Genomic DNA, 23,795 nt, shown 5'->3' on the forward strand with positions numbered 1-23,795 from the left:
AGGGGGAGGCACCCGGACGACCCACACCCGAGGAGCCCGCCACCGTGTCAGACCAGCCCACGCTCGCCCAGCTCGACTCCGCCTCGCCGTTCGTCGATCGCCACGTGGGCCTGCGCCCCGACGACGTCGCCACGATGCTCGAGCGGCTCGGCTTCGACTCCCTCGACGCGCTGATGGATGCGGCCGTGCCGGGCGGGATCCGCCAGGCGGGCGAGCTGGCGCTGCCGCCGGCCATCAGCGAGGCGGAGGCCTCGCGCGAGCTGCGCGCCCTCGCCTCGGCCAACCGGCCGGCCGAGGCGATGATCGGACTGGGCTACCACGCGACCATCACGCCGCCGGTCGTGCGCCGCAACGTGCTCGAGGACCCCTCCTGGTACACCGCCTACACGCCGTACCAGCCCGAGATCTCGCAGGGTCGGCTCGAGGCCCTGATCAACTTCCAGACCGTGGTGGGCGACCTCACCGGCCTGCCCACGGCCAACGCCTCGCTGCTCGACGAGGGCACCGCCGCCGCCGAGGCGATGACGCTGGTGCGTCGCGGCAACCGCAAAGCCAGCGGACCCTTCGTCGTCGACGCCGACGCCCTGCCCCAGACGATCGACGTCGTGCGCACCCGGGCCGAGGGCCTGGGCATCGAGGTCGTCGTGGCCGACCTGGCCGGTGGCCTGCCCGACGGCGAGCTGTGCGGGGTGCTGGTGCAGTACCCCGGTGCGTCGGGCCGGGTGCTCGACCCCCGCCCGCTCATCGACGCCACCCACGAGCGTGGCGCGCTCGCGGTGGTCGCGGCCGACCTGCTGGCCCTGACCCTGCTCGAGGCGCCCGGGGCGATGGGCGCCGATGTGGTGGTCGGCTCCTCGCAGCGCTTCGGCGTGCCGCTCTTCTACGGCGGCCCGCACGCCGGCTACATGTCGGTGGCCCAGGGCCTCGAGCGGCACCTGCCCGGGCGCCTGGTCGGCGTCTCGGTCGACGCCGAGGGCCGTCCGGCCTACCGGCTGGCGCTGCAGACCCGCGAGCAGCACATCCGCCGCGACAAGGCCACCTCCAACATCTGCACCGCCCAGGTGCTGCTCGCCGTGGTCGCCTCGATGTACGCCGTGCACCACGGGCCCGAGGGCCTGCGCGCGATCGCGACCCGCACCCACCGCTACGCGGCGGTCCTGGCCGCCGCGCTGCGCGACGCCGGTCACCCGGTGACCCACGAGCGGTTCTTCGACACCCTGAGCGTGCCGGTGCCGGGTCGTGCCGCCGAGGTCGTGGCGGCCGCGCGCGAGCTCGGGCTGCACCTGCGCCTGACCGACGACGACACCGTGGGGATCTCGACCTCCGAGACCACCACGGCCTCCACCCTGGTGCGGGTCCTGCAGGCCTTCTCCACGGGCACCGGCCGCACGGCCCTCGACGACGCCGGCATCGAGGCGCTCGACCGCGCCACCCCCGACGCGCTGCCCGACGACCTGCGCCGCAGCACGGACTACCTGACCCACGAGGTCTTCTCGCTGCACCGCAGCGAGACCCAGATGCTGCGCTACCTGCGCCGGCTCTCGGCGCGCGACTACGCCCTCGACCGCGGCATGATCCCGCTCGGCTCGTGCACGATGAAGCTCAACGCCACCACCGAGATGGAGCCGGTCTCGCTGCCCGGCTTCGCCGACCTGCACCCCTTCGCGCCGGCCCAGGACGCCCAGGGCTACCGCGAGCTCGTCGACCAGCTCGAGGAGTGGCTCGGCGAGGTCACCGGCTACGACCGGGTCTCCATCCAGCCCAACGCAGGCTCCCAGGGCGAGCTCGCGGGCCTGCTGGCCATCCGCGGCTACCACCGCGCCAACGGCGACACCGCCCGCGACGTGTGCCTGATCCCCAGCTCGGCGCACGGCACCAACGCGGCGTCCGCGGTGATGGCCGGCATGCGGGTCGTGGTCGTCAAGGCCGGCGACGACGGGTCGGTCGACCTCGACGACCTGCGCGCGCAGTGCGAGAAGCACGCCGACGACCTGGCCGCGATCATGGTCACCTACCCCTCGACCCACGGTGCCTACGAGGAGTCGATCACCGAGCTGTGCCGTGTCGTGCACGAGCACGGCGGGCAGGTCTACGTCGACGGGGCGAACCTCAACGCGCTGCTCGGCTACGCCAAGCCGGGCGAGTTCGGTGGCGACGTCTCGCACCTCAACCTGCACAAGACCTTCTGCATCCCGCACGGCGGCGGCGGCCCGGGCGTGGGCCCGGTCGCGGTGCGCGCCCACCTGGCGCCGTACCTGCCCTCGCACGCCCTGCACCCCGAGGCCGACAAGCGCGAGGGCATCGGCCCCATCTCGGCGGCGCCGTACGGCTCGGCGGGGATCCTCCCGATCTCGTGGGCCTACGTGCGGATGATGGGCGCCGAGGGGCTGACCCGGGCGACCGCGTCGGCCGTGCTCTCGGCCAACTACGTCGCGGCGCGCCTGGGCGAGCACTTCCCCGTGCTCTACCGCGGCCACAGCGACCTGGTGGCCCACGAGTGCATCCTCGACGTGCGCGGGCTGACCAAGGACACCGGCGTGAGCGTCGACGACGTCGCCAAGCGCCTGGTCGACTACGGCTTCCACGCGCCCACCATGTCGTTCCCGGTCGCCGGCACCTTGATGGTCGAGCCGACCGAGTCGGAGGACCTGGCCGAGATCGACCGGTTCTGCGAGGCGATGATCGCCATCAAGGGCGAGATCGACCGGGTCGGTGCGGGGGAGTGGAGCGCCGAGCGGTCGCCGTTGCGCGGCGCCCCGCACACCGCGCGCTGCCTGGTGGGCGAGTGGGACCGCGACTACGACCGCGAGCTCGGTGTCTTCCCCACCGGCATCGACCCCGACAAGTACTGGCCGCCGGTCGCGCGCATCGACCAGGCCTACGGCGACCGCAACCTGGTCTGCGCCTGCCCGCCGCTGGAGGCCTTCGCCGAGTAGCGCTCAGGCCGGGGTCGTCGTGACCTGCAGGTCGTAGGCGAACCCGGTGCACTCCAGCGGTGCACCACGACCACGCCAGACCAGCGCGAGGTCGACGTCGAGCATCCGGTGCACGCCGTCGACGACCACGTGCTGGCCGGCGTCGTCGTGCTCCTCGTGGACCGTGCTGCGCACCCCGGTGCGGGACACGGTGCCGCTGAGCCGGGCCGGGCGCCCGCCGAGGTCGAGGGTGGCGCGCACCCGGCCGTCGCGGATGAAGCGGCGCTCCTGGGTCCGGGCGGCGCCCACCTCGCGGCGGCCCTCCCCGACCTGCACGGAGACCTCGTTGACGACCCCGCGGTTCTCGTAGACCGACGCGAGGACCGGACGCTGCATCCACGTGCCGGTGCACTCGAGCAGGCGGCCGACCTCGCGGTGGGTGGTGGCCCCGGGTCCCGGGTCGTCCGACGCCGCGGCCAGACCGGCGGTGGCGGTGGACAGGACGGCCGCGGCGGCCAGGGTGGACAGGGTGGTGGTGACGGGTCGCATGGTGCGTCCTCTCGGTGCTGCCCCGCAGGGGCGGTGGTGGTTGTCAGGTGGAGTACGCGCGAGCGGGCCGCACGGTTGCACCGCACCCGCACGGTGGTGGTCAGGGGACAGGTGCGTCCGGTAGACCGGGGGACGTGAGCGAGCACCACGAGATCGAGCGGACCTTCGGCCCCGTCCCGCCGGACCTCGCGCTGCCGGGCCTCGTCGGGGTGGCCGGCGTGGCCGAGCTGGGAGAGGCGCAGGAGTCGCTGCTCGAAGCGACGTACGTCGACACCGCCGACCTGCGGCTGGTCCGGGCGGGGATCACGCTGCGCCGCCGCACCGGCGGAGCCGACGCGGGCTGGCACCTCAAGCTGCCGGCCGGCGAGGGCCGGGACGAGGTGCACGCGCCGCTGGGTCGACGCACCGACCACGTGCCCGTCGCGCTGCGCCGCCTCGTGCTGGCCCGCACCCGCGGCGCCGAGCTGGCCCCCGTCGCCACCGTGGTGACGCGGCGCAGCACGACCGACCTCCTGGACGACCAGGGCCGGCGGCTGGCGGAGGTCGCCGACGACTGCGTCGAGGGTCAGGCGCCGGGCGAGGACGGCACGGACCGGCAGAGCGCCTGGCGGGAGTGGGAGGTCGAGCTGGTCGACGGCGACCCCGCCCTGCTGGACGCGGTGGAGGAGCACCTGCGTGCGAGCGGCGTCGCCCGGTCGCCGGTGCAGCGCAAGGTCGTGCAGGTGCTGGGCGAGCGGGCAGACCCGCCCGAGGCGCCACCCCGGCCCACGTGGACGGGGCCCGCGTCGCAGGTGCTGCACGCACGGCTGGCCACCCTGGTCGACACGCTGCAGCGCCAGGACGTGGCGATCCGGCGTGGTGACCCCGAGGGGGTGCACCGGGCCAGGATCGCCTGCCGGCGGATGCGCACGGCGCTGGCGACCTTCCGGCCCCTGGTCGAGTGCGAGGTGACCGACCCGCTGCGCGACGAGCTGAGGTGGCTGGGCCGCGAGCTCGCGCCGGCGCGCGACGCGCAGGTGGCCCGCGACCACCTGCTGCAACGGCTCGACGAGCAGCCCCGCGAAGCCCTGGTGGGTCCGGTGCGCCAGCGGGTGCGCCGAGAGCTCGACGCGGACGCGCGCGACGCCCTCCGCGCGGCGCAGGCCACGCTCGAGTCGGAGCGCTACCTCGCGCTCGTCGACCGGCTCGTGCAGCTGGCGTCGGCACCGCCCTGGACCGCCACGGCTCACCGCAAGGCCCGGAAGCGGCTGCCGCGCCGAGTGCGCAAGGACGTCGCACGCCTGCTTGACCGGCTCGCCGCGGCGGAGGCGGCCACCGGCGACGGACGTGACGAGGCCTGGCACGCGGCCCGCAAGGCAGCCAAGCGGCTGCGCTACACCGCGGAGGCCCTGGAGCCAGCGGCGGGCAAGCCCGCCCGCCGGCTGCGCAAGGCGGCCAAGCAGGTCACCACGGCGCTCGGCGCCCGGCAGGACACGGTCGTGGCGCGCGAGCAGCTGGTCCGGCTCGCCGCGCTGGCCCGCGAGGACGGCGAGAGCGACTTCACCTACGGCCTGCTCGTGGGTCAGGAGCAGGCGCGGGCCGCGGAGGCCGAGCGCGACGCGCTCGGGGCCCGGGGGCGGGTGGAGAAGCGGTGCGACGACTGGGGCTGAGCCGACCTCGCAGGGCCGGGATCTCACCGGGCCCGTCCTCCTGGGTGTGTCCCTGTGGCACGACCGGGTTTCGCAGGCACCGTGCGAGGCATGTCGTACCCGAGTGAGCGTGACCGCTTCTGCCTACTACCTTCGCGGGCGTCTCCAGTGCCGCTGGTCGAACGAGAACGGTTCGAAGGTCGACGTCGAGACGTTCCCGCTCCACACGCGCGGGTGTTGTGACTACGCCGGGCCAGCACGCACATGGCCTCAGTTCGCAAAGTGTGGAGTCTGCGATCAATCAGGTTGATCCAGGACTCCACACTTTGCTGTCCCGGCTCGCGTACCCAGCGAGCCGCTCGCTCATGGCAGGTGAGTGCGATTCGGTCTCACTAGGGACACACCCGGTTACAGGGCCTGCGACACGCTCGACATGTTGAAGTCGGGCACCCGCAGCGCTGGGGTGGCGGTGCGGCTGAAGTAGTCGTCGCCCCACTCGCGGCTGAAGCTGGGCACCGTCGCCGAGGCTGCCGAGAAGCGCTGCAGCAGGTCGACCGGGCTCTCGTTGAACCGGAAGTTGTTGACCAGGCCGCGCACCTCCCCGTCCTCGACCAGGTAGACGCCGTCGCGGGTCAGGCCGGTGAGCAGCAGCGACTGCGGGTCGACCTCGCGGATGTACCACAGGCAGGTCAGCAGCAGGCCGCGCTCGGTGCCGGCGACGAGGTCGTCGAGCCGCCCGGCACCGCCGTCGACGTCGAGCACCAGGTTGTCGACGTACGGCGTCACCGGTTGGTCGGTGAGCCCGGCCGAGTGCCGCGTCTGCGCCAACGCCTCGAGCCGGCCGTCACGGATCCAGTCGGTGCGCGCCAGGCCCAGGCCGTTGTCGAAGACCGAGGTCTCGTTGGAGGAGGAGGCGGCGGCCACGAAGGGCGCGCACTCCAGGCCCGGGTGGGCGGGATCGGAGTAGAGGTGCACCCCCGAGGAGGCCACCTGCTCGCCGATCCGGGTGCCGCCGCCGCGACCGCTGAAGACCGACTGGCCCTCGTGGGCCACCCGCGCGCCGGCGGCCCAGTAGGTCGAGACCAGCAGGTCGGCGACCGACGACGGCGGGAGGATCGTGTCGTAGCGCCCCGCTGGCAGGTCGTGGCGCCCGCGCGCGCCCCAGGCGAGACGCTCGGCGACGGCGGCGTCCATGGCGAGCGCGTCGACGTCGCTGACGTCGCGGGTGGCGCCCCCGACCCAGGCGCTCTGCGTGAGGGCGGCGTCCTTGCCGGTGCACCCGTAGTGGCCGGTGGGCTGGACGTGGCGCAGCCGCAGCCCGGTCGTCGAGCCCAGGTAGGTGGTGGCGACCTCGTGGCTGATGAAGCCGTAGAGCACCCGGGCCTCGGCGCGGGCGCGCCCGAAGGCCTCGCCGAGGGCGGGCGCGAAGGCCGAGTAGGTGTGCACGTCGGTGGTCACCGATGCCTCCTCCCAGTCGGGGGAGACGCGGTCGCGCACCAGCTCGGCGGCGTCCTCGGCCGGGTCGGCGCTGCGGGCCGCGGCGTCGGCGGCGCGCACCAGCTCGGTGACCTGCGCCTGGGTGGTCGCGGTCGAAGAGACTGTGCCGGTGCCGACGCCGTCGGCCCCGCGCACGAACGAGACGACGCTGACCTGCACCCCGTGGGCGACGCCGTTGGTGGTCAGGGTGTTGTTGGCCCAGCGCAGGTTGGCGCTGGTGGTGTCGCGCACGATCACGACGCAGTCGTCGGCCACGCTCGCGGCCAGGCCCTGCTCGACCAGCGACTGCGGGGTGGTGCGGTGCGTGGCGTGGCTCGGGGAGGTCATCAGTGACCCGCCTCCTCGGTGGTGTTCAGGATCCGCACGTCGCGGAAGAGCGAGGTCGGGCAGCCGTGGCTGACCGAGGCGACCTGGCCGGGCTGGGCCTTGCCGCAGTTGAAGGCGCCACCCACGACGTAGGTCTGCGGGCCGCCGACCGCCTCGAGGGAGCCCCAGAAGTCGGTCGTGGTGGCCTGGTAGGCCACGTCGCGCACCTGGCCGGCGAGCTCGCCGTCGACGATGCGGTGGAAGCGCTGACCCGTGAACTGGAAGTTGAAGCGCTGCATGTCGATCGACCACGACCGGTCGCCCACCACGTAGATGCCGCGCTCGACCCTGCTGATCAGCTCCTCGGTGCTCGGGCCGTCGGGGGCGGGCTGCAGCGACACGTTGGCCATCCGCTGGATCGGCACGTGGCCGGGGGAGTCGGCGTACGCGCAGCCGTTGGAGCGGCCCTGCGGGTGGTCGGGGCCGGCCAGCTCGGGCTTCATCGCGGCCATCGAGCGGTCGAGCTGGTAGCCGACGAGCACGCCCTCGGAGACGATGTCCCACGACTGGGCCGCGACCCCCTCGTCGTCGTAGCCGACCGTGGCCAGTCCGTGCGGGGTGGTGCGGTCCCCAGTCACGTGCATCACCGTGGAGCCGTAGCGCAGCGAGCCCAGCTGGTCGTAGGTGGCGAAGGAGGTGCCGGCGTAGTTGGCCTCGTAGCCCAGCGCCCGGTCGAGCTCGGTGGCGTGCCCGATCGACTCGTGGATGGTCAGCCACAGGTTCGAGGGGTGCACCACCAGGTCGTAGCGCCCCGCCTCGACGCTGGGGACCGCCAGCTTCTCGGCCAGCAGGCCCGGCACCTCGGCCACCTCGGCGTCGAAGTCCCAGGCGACCGCGGGGCAGCCCACGACATACTCCCAGCCCCGGCCCACCGGCGGAGCGAGGGAGGCCATGGAGTCGAAGAGCTCGCCGCGCGAGCCCATCGCCTCGAAGCCGGGCTGCAGCCGGACCCGCTGCTGGGTGGTGCGGGTGCCGTGCAGGTCGGCGTAGTACTTGTTCTCGCGCACAGCGGCGAGGAACGACGCGGCGTGCTCGACCCCGGGGTGCTCGCGCAGCCGCCGGGTCCACCCGACGAGCACCTCGGCCTTCTCGGCGGTCGGCACCTCGATCGGGTCGATCTCGTGGTCGGAGATCCAGGTGACGTCGTCGTACGTCGGCTCGGGCGCGAGCTCGACGGGGGTGCTGGTCATGGTCGCGGCGACCTCGGCGAGCGCGACCGCCTGCTCGGCGACCCGGCGGGCCTCGTCGTCGGCGAGCAGCACGCCGGAGGCGAAGCCCCAGGCGCCGCGGTGGACGACCCGCACGGCGAAGCCCACGTCGACGGAGTCGTCGGCGGCCTGCAGCACGCCGTCGCGGGCGGTCAGGTCCTGGTAGCGCACCCGCTCGAAGCGGAAGTCGGCGTGGCTGACGCCGAGCTCGGCGGCCCGGGCCAGGGCGACCTCGCCGAGTCGACGGTGCGGCAGGGCCTGGAAGGTCGGGTCGAGGCGGGGTCCGCTCATGGAGGTGAACCTACAGACCGGCCGCCGCGACCACGAGGCTCGACCCGCTGCGCGACTTGTGCACCCGCAGCTGGGTGGGGATCCGGTCGCGCATCTCGGCGACGTGGCTGACCACGCCGACGACCCGGCCACCCTCGCGCAGCGAGTCGAGGACGTCCATCACGTCCTCGAGGGTCTCGGCGTCGAGGGACCCGAAGCCCTCGTCGACGAAGAGCGTGTCGAGCTCGGCGCCACCGGCCTCGGCGGTGATGACGTCGGCGAGGCCCAGCGCGAGGGCCAGGGACACCACGAACGTCTCGCCGCCCGACAGCGTCGCGGGGTCGCGGGCCTCGCCGGACCAGTCGTCGCGCACCCGCAGGCTCAGCCCGCCCCGGGTCTCGCCGGCTCCGCGCTGGGCGGTGTGCTCGAGGCTGTAGCGGTGCTCCGACATGCGGGCCAGGCGCTCGTTGGCGGCCGCGACCACCTGGGAGAGCCGGTAGGCCAGGACGTAGGCGGACAGGCGCATCTGCAGGTGGTTGTCGGCCGAGCGGCCCTCGACGAAGGTGCCCAGCCGGGTCGCCAGCGCGAGGTCGGCGCGCAGCGGGGCCCAGGCCCGCAGCCGTTCCGCGAGCCCGGCCGCCAGCCCCTCGAGCCTCTCGTGGCGCGCCGCGAGCGTGGCGACCTCGGCGCCGACCTCCTCGGCGTGGCGGCGGGCGGACCGGTGCGCCTCCTCCAGACCTGCCAGACCGTCCAGACCGGGCGGGCCGTTCGGACCGGGCAGGTCGGGCAGCTCCTCGAGCCGCCGGGCCACCTCGGCGAGCACCTGCTCGACGCGGTCGAGGCGGCGCTGGTGCTCGCTGGTGCGCTGCTCGAGGGAGCGCACCCCCGCCTCGTCGAGGTAGGCCGCCTCCGCGGCCTCGACGTCGGCGAGCCCCTGCTGGTGGGCGGCCTGCTCCGCGGCGTGCCCGGCCTCCCGGGCGGCCTGCCGGGCGGCGTCGAGCGCGTCCAGGGCCGTGCACAGCTCCTCGGCGGCGCGGGAGCGGGCGCGGTGGTGCTCGAGCAGCGACTCGAGCCGCCGGGCCAGGGCGTCGGCGTGGGTCTCCTGCTCGTCGTCGGCCGCGGCCCGGGCCTCGGCCCCCTCGAGCGCGTCGACGACCTCGCCCCGGGTCGAGGCCACCTCCTGGTCCAGCGCAGCGATGTGGGCCTCGCGGCCGGCCCGCTCCGCCAGCAGGGCGGTGTGGTGCCGCGAGGCGTCGGCCATGGCCTTCTCGAGGTCGGCGAGCCGGTCGGCGGCGCTGGAGCGGGCGGTGCGCGCCTCGGCGGCCTCGGCCAGCCGGGCGCGCAGGCGGGCGGCCTCCTCGACGAGCTCGGCGCGGTCCTGGCCGCCGGTGCGCTCGCGCTCCACCTCGAGCCGCACGAGCAGGTCGCGGTGGCGGGTGTCGAGCAGGTGCTCGTGGGCCTTCGCGTCGTCGAGGCCGCGCTGGGCGGCGCGCTCGGCGCCGGCATCGGCGGCGCCGGCCGCGGCGACGGCCTTGGCAGGGTGCTCGGCGGAGCCGCAGACGGGGCAGCAGCCGCCGGCGGCCAGGCCGCCGGCGAGCTCGGCGGCCATGGACTCGATGCGGGCCTCGCGGACACCGAGCAGGTGCTCGTGGGCGAGCATCGCCGCCTCCCGGGCCTCGAGCCACTCCAGGCGCGCCTGGGCGGCGGTGGTCGTCAGGGTCGCGACCTGGTCGTGGGCGCCGACCCGGGCGAGCACGACCTCGAGCCGCTCCTCGAGGTCGTCGGCGCGCTCGGCCCGGGCGAGCAGCCCTGCGTGGTGCTCGCGCGCCCCGCGCACCGCGTCGGGCAGGCGGGCCAGCTCGGCCTCGAGCTCGTCGACCTGGTGCAGGTCGCGCTCGTGGACGCGGCGCAGGTCGTCGAGGCGCACCGCGGCCTCGTGGAGCCGACGCAGCCGCGGGCGCACCGCCTCGAGGGTGCTGAGGGTGGCGCGGGCCTCGCGGTGGGCGGCAGCGAGGGCGGTCGGGTCGTCGAGGAGGTGCTGGTCGTCGAGGACGGCCGTCGCGACCTCCCGGCACGCCTCGACCCGGGCGGCGGCGCTCGCCGCCCGGTCGTCGGCTCGCCGGGCCAGTCGCGCCAGGGGCACCACCACGGCCGCCCGGCGCGCGCCCGCCAGCCGCTCGAGGTCGGCGCGCTGGCGGGTCGCTGCCGCGGCCAGGCCGTCCTGCTCGACGAGGGCCAGGCGGTGGCGCTCGTGCAGGGCGCTGCGCTCGCGGGCCAGGTCGAGGACCTGCGCAGCCTCGGCCTCGGCGGCCACGGCCTGCTCGAGGTCGACCCGGCGACTGGTCAGGGCCCGCGCGGTCGAGGCGGTGAGGTCGTCGGCCCACGCCTGGAGGCTGCCGTCGTCGGCCAGCAGCCCCAGGTCGGGGGCTGCAGTGTCGTCGCCGTCGCCGTCGCCGTCGGCGGTGCTTGCACCGGGCAGGTCGGCGCGCGCGGCCTCGCTCAGCCGGCTGGTGAGGTCGGCGACCTGCTCCTCGGCCTCCTGCGAACGCCGCCGCAGCCGCACCCGGCGATCCTTGAGCCAGGCCTCCACCTGCTCGAAGCGCCCGGTGCGGAAGAGCTGCTGGAGCAGCCGGTGGCGCTCGTCGGAGCGGGCGCGCAGGAAGGCCTGGAAGCGGCCCTGGGGGAGGAGTGCCACCTGGGTGAACTGGACCAGGTTCATGCCGAGCAGGTCACCGACGAGGTAGCCGGTCTCGTCGAGCCGGGTGGACAGGGTCTGCCACGCCTCGTCGCGTCGCTCGGCCAGCACCACGTGGGCGGGCTCGGTGGTCGTGCCGGTGCCGCGCTTCTTGGGCCGCTCCCAGGCCGGGGAGCGGACCACCCGGAAGCGCCGGCCGGAGATGGTCAGCTCGAGCTCGACACGGGGGGCCACGCCGGGGGCGGCCTGGTCGCAGCGCAGCCGCTTGGCGCTCGAGCGCTCGCCGGGCACGTCGCCGTAGAGCGCGAAGCACACGGCGTCGAGGACGCTGGTCTTGCCGGCGCCGGTGGGGCCGGTGAGCAGGAACAGCCCGCTCTCGCTGAGCCGGTCGAGGTCGACCTCGACGGTGTCGGGGAAGGGGCCGAAGGCGGTGATCTCGAGGCGGTGCAGGCGCATCAGCCGGCCTCGCGCTCTGGGGACGTGGCGACCGGGTCGGCGGTGGAGTCCTCGCAGCACGACTCGACGGCCTCGCGCAGCAGGGCGCTCTCGGCGTCGCTGGGGCCGGTGCCCCGCACGGTGCGCACGAAGTCGGCGACCACGTCGTGGTCGCTGCGTCCGGTGCTCGGGCGCGCGGGCAGGGCGCCGAGACCGGGGACGCGGCCCTCGAAGGAGAGCACCATCGTGTGCGGGAAGCGGCGCCGCAGCCGGTCCATGGCCTGCACCGGGCGCTCGTCGTCGGTGAGGCTCACCTGCACCCAGGAGTGCTCGTGACGCTCGAGCGCCGGGTCGCTGAGCAGCGCCTCGATCGTGCCGCGCAGCCGGGCCAGCGGGCGTGGCACCGGTGCCTCGACGAACTCGGCGGCCCGGACGCCGTCGGGGCCCAGGTCGACCAGCCAGGATCCCTTGCGGTGCTCGGCCTCGGAGAAGGAGTAGGCCAGCGGGGAGCCGGAGTAGCGCACGGTCTCGGACAGCACGTGGCGCCCGTGCAGGTGGCCCAGGGCGGTGTAGTCGACGCCCTCGAAGAGCGAGGTCGGCACCAGCGAGACGCCGCCGACGCTGATGTCGCGCTCGGAGTCGCTGGGACGCACCGTGTCGACGGAGCCGCCGACGAAGGCGTGCGCCATCACGACCGACCGGGCCCGCGGGCGGGTGGCCAGGTCGGCGCGCACGCGCCGCATCGCCTCGCCGAGCGCCGCCTCGTGGGAGCGGGAGCCCAGCCCCCACGGCTCGCGCACCGCGTCGGGGTCGAGGTAGGGCAGCGCGTGCACCGCGACCTCGCCGTGCTCGTCGCCGAGCAGCACGGGCACGCCCACGCCCGCCGGGTCGGTGCGCAGGTGGACCCCCGCGGCGTCGATGAGCCGTGAGCTGAAGCCCAGGCGGCGCGCGGAGTCGTGGTTGCCGCTGCTGATCACCACCCGGGCGCGCGACGCGGCGAGCCGCGACAGCGTCTCGTCGGCCAGGCGGACGGCGTCGACCTGGGGCAGGGCCCGGTCGTAGACGTCGCCGGCGACCAGCACCACGTCGACCTGCTCGCTCTCGACGACCTCGAGCAGGTGGTCGAGGTAGGCGGCCTGGTGCGTGAGCATCCCCTCACGGTGGAAGGACCGGCCCAGGTGCCAGTCGGAGGTGTGCAGGATGCGCATGCCCCAGACGCTAGGAGGGGCCACCGACAACGAGGTGGTCCCACGCCGCGGGGGTGCTGGCAGGCTGGTCACATGGGAGCGCGCGAGGTCGTCGTGGTGGGTGCCGGGATCAGCGGTGTGGCGTGCGCGCGCGAGCTCCGGTCGGCGGGCGTGGACGTGCGCCTGCTCGACCGCGGCCGACGCCCGGGCGGGCGGATGGCCAGCCGCCGCTTCGACGGTCGCCCCGCCGACATCGGCGCGTCCTACCTGACGGTGAGCGACGACGACTTCGCCGCCGTCGTCGAGCAGTGGCGCGCCGCCGGCCTGGCCCGTCCCTGGACCGACACGTTCACCGCGCTCACGCCCGGCGCCGAGCCCGAGAGCAAGCAGGGGCCGGTGCGCTGGGGCACCCCGGGCGGCATCCGGACCCTGGTCGAGGCCCTCGCCGACGGGCTCGACGTCGTGCCCGGTCACGAGGTGGGCCGGGTGGCCCGAGGCCGCGACGGCGCTCTCGAGGTCGACGGCGAGCCCGCCCGCGCGGTCGTGCTCGCCATGCCCGACCCCCAGGCGGCGCGGTTGCTCGACCCCGCCGCCCACGCGAGCGCGCACACCGCGCTCGACGTGGAGTTCGAGCCGGTGCTGGCGCTGACCGCGACGTACGCCGGCCGGTGCTGGCGCGACCTGCCGCACGGCGCGTTCGTCAACGACGACCCCGCGCTGTCCTGGATCGCCGACGACGGCCGTCGGCGCGGCGACGAGGCGCCGGTGCTGGTCGCCCACTCGACCCCCGGCCTGGCCGCCCGGCACCTCGACGACCCCGCGGCGGCCGGCCCCGAGCTGGTGGAGGCGCTGGGCCGCCTGGTCGGCGCGACCCAGCACCCGGAGCAGGCCCACGTGCACCGGTGGAGCCTGGCGCGCCCGGCCCGCGGCCGCGAGCACGCGACGTACCTGCTCACCGACGACCTGCTGGGGGTCTGCGGCGACGCCTGGTCGGCCAGGCCGCGCGTCGAGGGGGCCTGGCTCAGCGGTCGTGACCTGGGGCGCGAGCTGGTGCGGCGCATCGGCTGAGCGCGCCGCGACACGCCCGCACCCGATCTTGTCTTGAACCGTTCCAGACAAGTCGGGCATACTGGTCGATATGACGACCAGCGACGCCGCGCCTCTGTCCGAGGACGTGCCCGCCGGCACGGGCGCCGGCACCTTCGAGGCGATGCTGCGTGCTGCCTCGTTGCGGGTGACCCGTCCCCGGGTCGCGGTGCTGACCGCTGTGCAGGAACGACCGCACAGCGACACCGACACGATCCTGCGCAGCGTGCGCGCCGACCTGGGCGAGGTCTCGCACCAGGCCGTGTACGACGTGCTGCGGGCGCTCACCGCGGCCGGGCTGGTGCGCCGCATCCAGCCCGCCGGCTCGGTGGCGCGCTACGAGACCCGTGTCGGCGACAACCACCACCACCTGGTGTGCCGCGGCTGCGGCGCGATCGTCGACGTCGCGTGCGCCGTCGGCGAGGCTCCGTGCCTCGACGCCAGCGAGCACCACGGCTTCGACATCGACGAGGCCGAGGTCGTCTACTGGGGCACCTGCCCCGCCTGCACGACCGCCTGACCAGCACCACCGACCGAAGCCCAGCGCGCAAGCCGTACGGAAAGGCAGAGAATGACCAACGACCAGGAGCGTTGCCCCGTGAGCCACGCGGCCGAGGAGAGCGCCACCCAGAAGCACGGCGGCACCGAGAGCGAGAACCCGGGCATCCCGGGCCCGACCCCCCGCGAGGGCGTCACCCCGCGCAGCAACCAGGACTGGTGGCCCAACCGGCTCGACCTGTCCCCGCTGCGCGTGCACTCCTCGAAGGGCGACCCGCTCGGGCCCGACTTCGACTACCAGCGCGAGCTCGAGGGCCTCGACGTCGACGCGCTCAAGGCCGACGTCGTCGACGTGCTGCGCACCTCCCAGGACTGGTGGCCGGCCGACTTCGGCCACTACGGCGGCCTGATGATCCGCCTGAGCTGGCACGCCGCCGGCACCTACCGGCTCTTCGACGGCCGTGGCGGCGCCGGTCAGGGCATGCAGCGCTACGCCCCGCTCAACTCCTGGCCCGACAACGCGAACCTCGACAAGGCCCGCCGCCTCCTGTGGCCGGTCAAGCAGAAGTACGGCCAGAAGGTCTCGTGGGCCGACCTGCTCGTGCTCGCCGGCAACGTGGCGCTCGAGGACATGGGCTTCGACACCTTCGGCTTCGCGTTCGGCCGCTCCGACGTCTGGGAGCCCGAGGAGGTCTTCTGGGGCTCCGAGGAGGAGTGGCTGGCCGACGGCCGCTACACCGGCGACGGCACCATGGTCGAGGACCTCGGTGCCACCGAGATGGGCCTGATCTACGTCAACCCCGAGGGCCCGCAGGGCGAGCCCGACCCGTTGAAGGCGGCGCACTACATCCGCGAGACCTTCGCGCGGATGGCGATGAACGACGAGGAGACCGTCGCGCTCATCGCCGGTGGCCACACCTTCGGCAAGACCCACGGCGCGGCGATCGCCGACGACCACGTGGGCCCCGAGCCCGAGGCCGCCGAGCTGACCGAGCAGGGCCTGGGCTGGACCAGCAGCTACGGCAGCGGCAAGGGTGCCGACGCCATCACGTCGGGCCTCGAGGTCACCTGGACGCCCACCCCCACCCAGTGGGGCAACGGCTTCTTCGACATGCTCTTCGGCCACGAGTGGGAGCTCGTCAAGAGCCCCGGCGGCGCGTGGCAGTGGGAGGCCAAGGACGCCGAGGACATCATCCCCGGCCCGACCGAGGACTCGCCGAAGCGCAAGCCGACCATGCTCACCACCGACCTCGCGCTGCGCACGGACCCGGCGTACGAGAAGATCTCGCGCCGCTTCCACGAGAACCTCGACGAGTTCGCCGACGCCTTCGCGCGCGCCTGGTACAAGCTGCTGCACCGAGACATGGGGCCGGTCGAGCGGCTGCGGGGTCCCTGGGTCCCCGAGGCCCAGCTGTGGCAGGACCCGGTGCCGGCGCTCGACCACGACCTCGTGGACGACGCCGACATCGCCGGCCTCAAGACCACGCTGCTCGAGTCGGGCCTCAGCGCCCAGCGCCTGATCAGCACCGCGTGGGCCTCCGCCGCGTCGTTCCGCAAGACCGACCTGCGCGGCGGCGCCAACGGTGCCCGCATCCGCCTGGCCCCGCAGAAGGACTGGGAGGCCAACGAGCCCGAGGAGCTCGCGAGCGCCCTGGCCACCCTCGAGCGGGTGCAGCAGGAGTTCAACGACGCCCAGTCGGGCGGCAAGCGGGTCTCGCTGGCCGACCTGATCGTCCTCGGTGGCGTCGCCGCCGTGGAGCAGGCCGCCCGCGAGGGTGGCGTCGAGGTCACCGTGCCGTTCCGCCCCGGTCGCACCGACGCGACGGCCGAGCAGACCGACGCCGACTCGTTCCGCTTCCTCGAGCCCCGCGCCGACGCCTTCCGCGGCTACCTGCGCAGCGGCGAGAAGATCCCGGCCGAGGCGCTGATGGTCGACCGTGCCTACATGCTCGACCTCACCGCCCCCGAGCTGACCGTCCTGCTCGGCGGCATGCGCAGCCTCGGGGCGACGGTCGGCGGGTCGCGCCACGGCGTGCTCACCGACCGCCCGGGCGTGCTCTCGACCGACTTCTTCGTCAACCTGCTCACGCCCGGCAACCGGGTGCGTGCCTCGCGCGACGACGAGAACGTCTACGAGATCCAGGACGCCGTGAGCGGCGAGACGCGCTGGACCGCCACCGCTGCCGACCTGGCCTTCGGCTCGAACTCCGAGCTGCGGGCCCTCGCCGAGGTCTACGCCAGCGACGACGCGCGCGAGAAGTTCGTGCACGACTTCGTCGCCGCCTGGGACAAGGTGATGGAGGCCGACCGCTTCGACCGCGGCTGAGCCACCAGCAGTACCGCACCAGCACCGGACCCCCGTCGCCTTCAGGCGGCGGGGGTCCGGTGCGTCCGGGGACGAGACGTCGGCTTCAGCAGTAGCGCACGGCGCGGTGGCCGCGCACGAAGCCCCACAGTCCCAGGCCCCGCTCGGCGGCCAGGCGCGCCGACAGCGAGGTGGGGGCGCCGACGGCGACCAGCGAGCCGACGCCGGCCGAGACGGCCTTCTGCACCAGCTCGAAGCCGGCGCGCCCGCTGACGACCAGGCAGGCCTCGGCGACCGGATCGCCCGCGAGCAGCCGTGCGCCGGTCACCTTGTCGACGGCGTTGTGGCGGCCGATGTCCTCGCGCACCACGAGCAGCTCGCCGTCGGCGCGGGCCAGCGCCGCCGCGTGCACGCCACCGGTGCGGTCGAAGACCCGCTGCGCCTGGCGCACCAGGTCGGGCAGGCGGCGTACGACGTCGGGCGTGGGCAGCGGGCCTGCCCAGGGCTCGGCGGGGGTCACCGAGAGCGCGTCGGCCACGCTGTCGGCGCCGCAGACGCCGCAGGCCGAGGAGCCTGCTGAGAGCCCCTCGTGGCGGTGCCCGGGCTCACGGGCGGGCGCGGAGTCCAGCGCCACCGTGACGACGTTGAACTCCTGCTCGCGGGTCAGGTCGGCGTCGGTGCAGTAGGCCACGCCGGCGAGCCCGGTGCCGGCGCCGAGCAGGCCCTCGTGGCGCACCCAGCCGGCGGCCAGCTCGAAGTCGTGCCCGGGGGTGCGCATGGTCACCCAGACGCGGCGGGCCGGCGCTCCCGGCCAGGTGAGCCGGACCTCGAGCGGCTCCTCGGTGGCCAGGCGGTCCTCGTGGCGGCGCACCTGGTCGCCCACGTGCTCCTCGACCCGGGTGCGCACGGTGGGGCCGGGGCGGCGGGGGAGACCGGTCATGCTCAGGCCTCCCGGTAGGCCCGGACGACCGCGAGGCGGTGCTCGAGCTCGTCGGTGGTGTCGACGACCCGCCGTCGCAGCGACGAGTCGAGGTCGTCGCGGGCGAGCAGCGCGTGGGCCCGGCGCACGGTGGTCTCGTCGAGGCTGCTCAGCGGGAAGAACGCCTCGGCGACGTCGGCGAGCACCCAGCCGCTGTGCACCTCGGCCGTGCCGGGCAGCTCGTCGAAGTAGCGCTCGACGTAGGGCGCCAGCAGCTCCTCCTGGCCCGCGCGCCACATGCCCTCGCCGGCCGCCTCGAGCTCGTAGTTGGGCGCCGTGGCAGCGCCGTTGAAGCGCTCCCAGGCCCAGGCCTTCGCCTCGGCGGTGGGCAGCGAGGCGACGGCGCGGGTGTGCTCCACGCGGGAGACCGCGGTGGGCTCGGCCTCGAGGTGCGCGTCGAGCGACTCCCGGTCGACGGCCCCGAGCACGGCCAGGCGCACCAGCACCCGCCAGCGCAGCGCCAGGTCGAGCTCGACGCCCGGCGGCAGGTCGCGGCCCATCAGCCAGCCCTCGAGCACCTCGGTCGAGGCGCACGACGAGACGGCAGCCTGGTAGGCGGCCAGCTGCAGGGTCGAGCCGGCATCGGCGGTGCGAGCGGCCGCCAGGGCGGCGACGTGCACCCGCGCCGACGCGGCGGCGGGGTCGGCGGCCAGCGGCACGACCTTCGCCAGCACCCAGCCCAGCGTGAACTGCACGGCGGCGTCCTGGTCCTCCACGACCAGCCACGGCTCGAGCAGGTCGAGCACCGCGCCCGGCGCGACGCGGGCGTGGTGGAAGGCGCTGCGCACCGAGTTCCACATGCCGGCGCGCAGCATCGGGTCGTCCGTCGAGCCGACCAGGTCGGGCAGCCGCGACATCGTCACCGGGTCGGGCTCGGTGACCGCCCAGGTGTCCTCGAAGGGGTCGAGGAGCACCGCCTCGCCGGCGCCGACGTCGTACGCCGTCTCGGCGGCGTCGACGACCAGCTCGCGCACCTGCCAGGCGGCGTCGTCGGGGCCCCGGGTGGCGGCGCGCAGCGTGTGGGACCGGTCGGCCGGGTGGCCCTCCGGCGGGGTGCGCAGCAGCCGCGCCTCGCCCGGTGCGTCGCCGGTGCCGCGGTCGAGCACGATGCGGTCGGGCCCGGCGGTGACCAGCCAGCTGTCGGCGAAGGCGTCGAGGTCGCCCGCGCCGGCGCGGGTCCAGCTGTCGAGCAGGTCGTGCATCGTGGCGTTGCCGTAGAAGTGCCCGTGCAGGTGGTCGCGCACGCCGGCCAGGAAGACCTCGTCGCCCATCGTGGCGTTGAGCTGCTTGAGGATGCTGGAGCCCTTGGCGTAGGAGATGCCGTCGAAGTTCTGCAGCGCCGCGGTCGCGTCGTCCTCGCCGTTGCCGGCCACCGGGTGGGTGCTGGGGCGCTGGTCGGCCAGCAGCCCCCACTGGCGCCGGGCGTAGGCGTTCTGCACCCAGGCGTCGTCGTACTCGGTGACGGCCGCGGTGACCCGGTTGCCCATGTACTCGGCGAAGGACTCGTTGAGCCACAGGTCGTCCCACCACAGCGGCGTGGTGATGTTGCCGAACCACTGGTGGGCCATCTCGTGGGCGACGGTGGTGGCCCGTGAGATGCGCTGGCCGCGGGTGACGCGGCTGGTGAAGACCAGCGGGTCGCGGAACGTCACGCAGCCGGGGTTCTCCATCGCGCCGGCGTTGAACTCGGGCACGAAGGCCTGGTGGTAGTCGCCGAACGGGTAGCGGATCCCGAAGAGCCGGTGCATCTCGTCGAAGGACTGCCTGGTCAGCGTGAGCAGCTCGTCGGCGTCGGCCTCGAGGTCGGCCGCGATCGACTGGCGGCACGACAGCCCGAGCGGGATGCCGTCGTGCTCGTCGCGCAGCAGGTGGTAGGGCCCGGCGACCAGGGTCACGAAGTAGGTCGACAGCGGCTTGCTGGGCCCGAGCTCCCACACGCCCGGCTCGGGGTTGGTGCCGGGGGAGTTGCCCACGACGACCCAGTCCTCGGGCGCACGCACGTGGAAGGTGTAGGGCGCCTTGAGGTCGGGCTGGTCGAAGCAGGCGAAGATGCTGGGCGCGGCGTCCATGAACGACATGCCGTAGACGTAGTGGCGGCCGTCGGCGGGGTCGACCGAGCGGTGCAGGCCCTCGCCGTCGTTGCGGAAGGCCATCACCGCGTCGACGACCAGCTGGTTGGGGCCCTCGATGGTCTCCAGCGGCACCCGTCCGCGCTGCAGCAGGTCGACGTCGACCGGCCGTCCGTTGAGGTGGATGCTGCGCACCGAGCGCGGCTTGAGGTCGACGAAGGTCGACCCGCCGCGCGAGGTGAAGTCGAGCCGGGTGGTCGAGGCGAAGGTCTCCTCCGACGAGGCGAGGTCGAGCGTCACGTCGTACGACGTCACCTCGAGCAGCTCGGCGCGGGCGAGGGCCTCGCTGCGCTGCAGTCCACGGGCGGCGGTGGCGGGGTGCTGGTGGGTCACCCGCACACCCTAGGCCGGGCATCATTTTACTTTTGGTAACGGTTCGGGAGCAGCGCGGAGCGGCGGCAACCATTTCCGGGTGCGCGGCGTCAACATGACAGCGGGGCGTCCTCTTCGCCCCCACCTCACGGGAGGAACCACACGCGATGAAGCGTTCACACACGCGCCAGGGAAAGGCCCTGGCGTCCACCACCGCCGCGCTCGGACTGATGATCTCGGGGCTCGCCCTCTCCTCCGGGCCCGCTCAGTCCGCACCGGCGAACGACTGCGCCGCCCCGGTCGACGTCTCGACGCTCGCCGAGGGCGACACCCTGACCGCGCTCAGCGTGGTCAGGGGCACCACTCCCCAGGAGTTCACCGGCACCGTCATCGGCACCATCGACGACGGCATCGCCGTCGGGCTCGACATGCTGGTCGTCGACTTCGAGGACCCCGACGCCGCCTCGGCGATGTCGAAGGCCGGAGGCATCTGGCAGGGCATGTCGGGCTCGCCGGTCTACGTCGGCGACCCCGCCGACGGCAACCTCGTCGGCGCGATCGCCTACGGCCTGTCGTGGGGACCCTCGCCGGTCGCCGGCGTCACCCCCTTCAGCGAGATGGACGACTACCTCGACGCCCAGGCGCCGCGGCGGGTGCGCGTGGACGGCACCCAGGCCCGCGACATCGCCCGCGAGACCAGCACGACGCGGGCCCAGGTCCAGGAGGGCTTCTCCCAGCTGCGGCTCCCGGTGGGCGTCAGCGGCATCTCCGGCAGCCGGCTGCAGCAGGCCCGCGAGGCCGCGGTCGAGCGTGGGGCCCGCTACTTCCGCGGCAACGAGATGGCCGCTGTGCGCGGCGGGCGCGACGACGCCTCCCGCGCCACCGACGACGACCTGGTGGCCGGCGGCAACATGGGCGCCTCGTTCTCCTACGGCGACATCACCTACGCCGGCGTCGGCACCGTCACCTCGGTGTGCGGTGGCCAGGTGGTCGGCTTCGGGCACCCGATGGGCTTCCTGGGCGAGACCACCCTGGGCCTGCACCCGGCCGACGCGCTCTTCGTGCAGCCCGACTCCTTGGGTGCGCCCTTCAAGGTCGCCAACATCAGCCCGGCCGTGGGCACCGTCACCGACGACCGCCTGGCCGGCATCACCGGCGTGCTCGGCCCGCTGCCCGAGGCGATGACCGTCACCTCCGACGTGCAGTACGGCGCCCGCGAGCGCACCGGCTCCACCGACGTGCACGTGTCGGAGTGGGCCGCGGAGGTCGCGTTCTCGCAGCACCTGGCCAACCACGACCGCGTGCTCGACGGCATCATCGGCGGCACCTCGGCGATGGGCATCGTCGTGGAGGGCACCGACGAGGCGGGCGAGCCGTTCACCCTCGACGCCTCCGACCTCTTCGTCGACGACCAGGACATCACCTGGGCCGCCGCGTGGGACATCGGTGACCTGGTCTGGGCGCTCTCGCGGATCCCCGAGGCCAGCGTCGACTCGGTCGACCTCGACTCGGTGGTCACCGACGCGACCGACACCCTGCGCGTCGCCGGTCTCGAGCAGCGCCGGGGCGGCGAGTGGACCAAGGTCAGCAACCGTCGCCAGGGCGTCGTCGCCCAGGCGGGCAAGGTGCTGCGCCTGCGCGCCGTGCTGCGCGCCGAGGACGACTCGCTCAGCTACGTCCCCTTCCGCACCCGGATCGCCGACAAGGCCCGCTCGGGCTACCTCTCGGTGATGGGCGGCTCGTCCGCCTGGACCAACCTCTACCGCGCGAAGACCGTGGCCAAGGTGGTCGAGGCCGTCGAGTCCTCGCCGCGCAACGACGAGGTCCTCTTCGAGCTGCGCCTGCGCCGCAACGGTGGCCGTCTCGAGCAGACCGCCGGGCCGCAGAGCACCGTGGTGCAGGGCCGCAAGGGGTTCTTCGTGCGGGTGGCCGGCGGCCGACGCGGGTAGTCGCTCGGGCGGGGGGGGGGGGGCCCCCCCCCCCCCCCCCCCCCCCCGCCGTTCCTATGCTGGGGCCATGGCAGCAGGGGAGTGCGCACGCGAGGACCGGGACCGGCTGCTGGAGACGGTGCGGACCTCCGTCATCGGCGAGGACCAGGTGATGGCCACGCCCTACGGCCCGCGCCGGGTCACCTACGCCGACTACACCGCCTCGGGGCGCGCGCTGTCCTTCATCGAGGACTTCGTGCGCGACCAGGTGCTGCCGGCCTACGCCAACACCCACACCGAGTCCTCGGGCACGGGCCTGCAGACCACCCGGCTGCGCGAGGAGGCCCGCGAGACGATCCGCCAGGCGTGCGGCGGCGACGCGTCGAGCGTGGTGCTCTTCGCCGGCTCCGGCAGCACCGGGGCCATCGCCAAGCTGATCGGGGTGCTCGGGCTGCGTGTGCCCTCGGTCCTCGACGACCTGCACCGCCTCAGCGACCACATCCCCGCCGACCAGCGCCCGGTTGTCTTCGTCGGGCCCTACGAGCACCACTCCAACGAGGTGCCCTGGCGCGAGACGATCGCCGACGTCGTGGTGATCGCCGAGGACGCCGACGGCCACATCGACCAGGACCTCCTGCGGCGCCGGCTCGAGGAGCACGCCGACCGGCCGCTGCTGATCGGCTCGTTCTCGGCCGCCAGCAACGTGACCGGCATCCTCTCCGACACCGCCGGCATCGCGGAGGTCCTCCACGAGCACGGCGCGCTGTCGCTGTGGGACTTCGCCGCGGCGGCGCCGTACGTCGACATCGAGATGGGTGCGCTCGAGGGCCGGCCGCTGTCCTACAAGGACGCGGTCTTCTTCTCCCCGCACAAGTTCATCGGCGGCCCCTCGACCCCGGGGGTGCTGGTGGCGCGCCGCGAGCTCTTCGCCAACCGGGTGCCCGACGTGCCCGGCGGCGGCACGGTGGCCTACGTCAACGACGACGACCACCGCTACCTGGCCGACCCCACGCACCGCGAGGAGGGCGGCACCCCCGCCATCATCGAGTCGATCCGCGCCGGGCTGGTCGTCGGGCTCAAGCAGGCCGTGGGCACCGACACGATCCGCGAGCAGGAGGAGCGCCACCTCTCCCGCGCCGTCGCGGCGTGGCGCGAGGAGCCCGCGCTCGAGCTGCTGGGCAGCCTCGACGCGCAGCGGCTCTCCATCGTCTCGTTCGTGGTCCGCTCGCCCTCGGGCCGCTACCTGCACCACAACTTCGTGGTCGCGCTGCTCAACGACCTCTTCGGGATCCAGTCGCGCGGCGGCTGCTCGTGCGCCGGGCCCTACGGCCACCGGCTGCTGGGCATCGACCTCGAGCGCTCCCACGAGTTCGAGCGCGAGATCGCCGGCGGCTGCGAGGGGATCAAGCCCGGGTGGGTGCGGGTGAACTTCAACTACTTCGTCTCCGACACGGTCGTGGACTACCTCGTCGAGGCGGTGCGGATGGTCGCCCGCGACGGGTGGCGGCTGCTGGGCGACTACCGCTTCGAGGTCGCCACGGGGCTCTGGCGCCACCGCGAGGGGCTCGTCGAGCCCCCGCTGTCGCTGCGCCAGGTCTCGTACGCCGGCGGGGTGCCGCACATGCCCCAGCACCGCGAGCGCGGCGGCGAGGAGATGCTCGCCGAGCACCTGCTCGAGGCCAGGAGGGTGCTCGAGGACGCGCAGGTCACGACGATGCCCGACCTCGAGGAGCACCCGGGCCAGGTCTCGCCCGACTTCGAGCACCTGCGCTGGTTCGACCTGCCCCGGGCCTGCCTGGCCTGACGCC

At 74.3% G+C, this 23,795-nt stretch carries 14 protein-coding genes; 7 read left to right on the forward strand and 7 right to left on the reverse strand.

Translation table 11 applies throughout. The features are described 5' to 3' along the window. Window positions 1-44: 44 nt before the first annotated feature. Window positions 45-2,936, forward strand: a complete 2,892-nt coding sequence (gene gcvP / locus ABKW28_RS01945) for an aminomethyl-transferring glycine dehydrogenase (RefSeq protein WP_348605986.1) — start codon at window positions 45-47, stop codon at window positions 2,934-2,936. A gap of 3 nt (window positions 2,937-2,939) precedes the next feature. Here the strand turns inward: gcvP and ABKW28_RS01950 are convergent, their stop codons facing one another. Beyond that, window positions 2,940-3,464, reverse strand: coding sequence for a hypothetical protein (locus ABKW28_RS01950; protein WP_193668750.1), 525 nt, complete (start codon window positions 3,462-3,464; stop codon window positions 2,940-2,942). A 134-nt stretch (window positions 3,465-3,598) separates the two neighbouring features. On the opposite strand from ABKW28_RS01950, the gene ABKW28_RS01955 reads away from it, so the two are divergent. Next, on the forward strand, window positions 3,599-5,113 hold the full coding sequence (locus ABKW28_RS01955; protein WP_348605988.1) for a CYTH and CHAD domain-containing protein: 1,515 nt from the start codon (window positions 3,599-3,601) through the stop codon (window positions 5,111-5,113). A 387-nt stretch (window positions 5,114-5,500) separates the two neighbouring features. On the opposite strand, the gene ABKW28_RS01960 is transcribed toward ABKW28_RS01955, so the two are convergent. Genes ABKW28_RS01960 through ABKW28_RS01975 form a run of 4 tightly spaced genes read right to left on the reverse strand, consistent with a single transcriptional unit; the run spans window position 5,501 to window position 12,771 of the window. Then, window positions 5,501-6,916, reverse strand: a complete 1,416-nt coding sequence (locus tag ABKW28_RS01960; protein WP_348605989.1) for a metallopeptidase TldD-related protein — start codon at window positions 6,914-6,916, stop codon at window positions 5,501-5,503. Beyond that, on the reverse strand, window positions 6,916-8,454 hold the full coding sequence (locus ABKW28_RS01965) for a TldD/PmbA family protein (RefSeq protein ID WP_348605990.1): 1,539 nt from the start codon (window positions 8,452-8,454) through the stop codon (window positions 6,916-6,918). Before ABKW28_RS01965 ends, ABKW28_RS01960 begins: the two co-directional genes overlap by 1 nt. 10 nt (window positions 8,455-8,464) lie before the next feature. After that, on the reverse strand, window positions 8,465-11,584 hold the full coding sequence (locus ABKW28_RS01970; RefSeq protein WP_348605991.1) for an SMC family ATPase: 3,120 nt from the start codon (window positions 11,582-11,584) through the stop codon (window positions 8,465-8,467). Next, the gene (locus ABKW28_RS01975; RefSeq protein WP_348605992.1) at window positions 11,584-12,771 is read right to left on the reverse strand and encodes an exonuclease SbcCD subunit D; all 1,188 of its coding nucleotides are present in this window, start codon (window positions 12,769-12,771) and stop codon (window positions 11,584-11,586) included. The genes ABKW28_RS01970 and ABKW28_RS01975 overlap by 1 nt, the downstream gene beginning before the upstream one ends. 72 nt (window positions 12,772-12,843) lie before the next feature. Between ABKW28_RS01975 and ABKW28_RS01980 the strand changes: the two genes are divergently transcribed. From ABKW28_RS01980 to katG, 3 genes are all read left to right on the forward strand, one after another. Next, a complete protein-coding gene (locus ABKW28_RS01980; protein WP_193668760.1) occupies window positions 12,844-13,818 on the forward strand; it encodes an FAD-dependent oxidoreductase in 975 nt (324 codons plus the stop codon). Between the two features lie 142 nt (window positions 13,819-13,960). Then, window positions 13,961-14,356 carry a Fur family transcriptional regulator gene (locus ABKW28_RS01985; protein WP_193668926.1) on the forward strand — a complete coding sequence of 132 codons (396 nt, stop codon included), beginning with the start codon at window positions 13,961-13,963 and terminating at the stop codon, window positions 14,354-14,356. A 78-nt stretch (window positions 14,357-14,434) separates the two neighbouring features. Continuing rightward, window positions 14,435-16,660, forward strand: a complete 2,226-nt coding sequence (katG, locus tag ABKW28_RS01990; RefSeq protein ID WP_307822728.1) for a catalase/peroxidase HPI — start codon at window positions 14,435-14,437, stop codon at window positions 16,658-16,660. Window positions 16,661-16,745: 85 nt separating this feature from the next. On the opposite strand, the gene ABKW28_RS01995 is transcribed toward katG, so the two are convergent. Further along, complete coding sequence (locus ABKW28_RS01995) at window positions 16,746-17,579, reverse strand: formate dehydrogenase accessory sulfurtransferase FdhD (protein ID WP_348605994.1); 834 nt, start codon at window positions 17,577-17,579, stop codon at window positions 16,746-16,748. A 2-nt stretch (window positions 17,580-17,581) separates the two neighbouring features. Then, the gene (gene pepN / locus ABKW28_RS02000) at window positions 17,582-20,080 is read right to left on the reverse strand and encodes an aminopeptidase N (protein WP_348605995.1); all 2,499 of its coding nucleotides are present in this window, start codon (window positions 20,078-20,080) and stop codon (window positions 17,582-17,584) included. Window positions 20,081-20,226: 146 nt separating this feature from the next. On the opposite strand from pepN, the gene ABKW28_RS02005 reads away from it, so the two are divergent. Beyond that, the gene (locus ABKW28_RS02005) at window positions 20,227-22,008 is read left to right on the forward strand and encodes a hypothetical protein (RefSeq protein WP_348605997.1); all 1,782 of its coding nucleotides are present in this window, start codon (window positions 20,227-20,229) and stop codon (window positions 22,006-22,008) included. Between the two features lie 67 nt (window positions 22,009-22,075). Beyond that, the gene (locus ABKW28_RS02010; protein WP_348605999.1) at window positions 22,076-23,791 is read left to right on the forward strand and encodes an aminotransferase class V-fold PLP-dependent enzyme; all 1,716 of its coding nucleotides are present in this window, start codon (window positions 22,076-22,078) and stop codon (window positions 23,789-23,791) included. Window positions 23,792-23,795: the final 4 nt, after the last annotated feature.

The sequence above is a fragment of the Nocardioides sp. 31GB23 genome (assembly GCF_040012395.1).
Classification (GTDB): Bacteria; Actinomycetota; Actinomycetes; order Propionibacteriales; family Nocardioidaceae; genus Nocardioides; species Nocardioides salarius.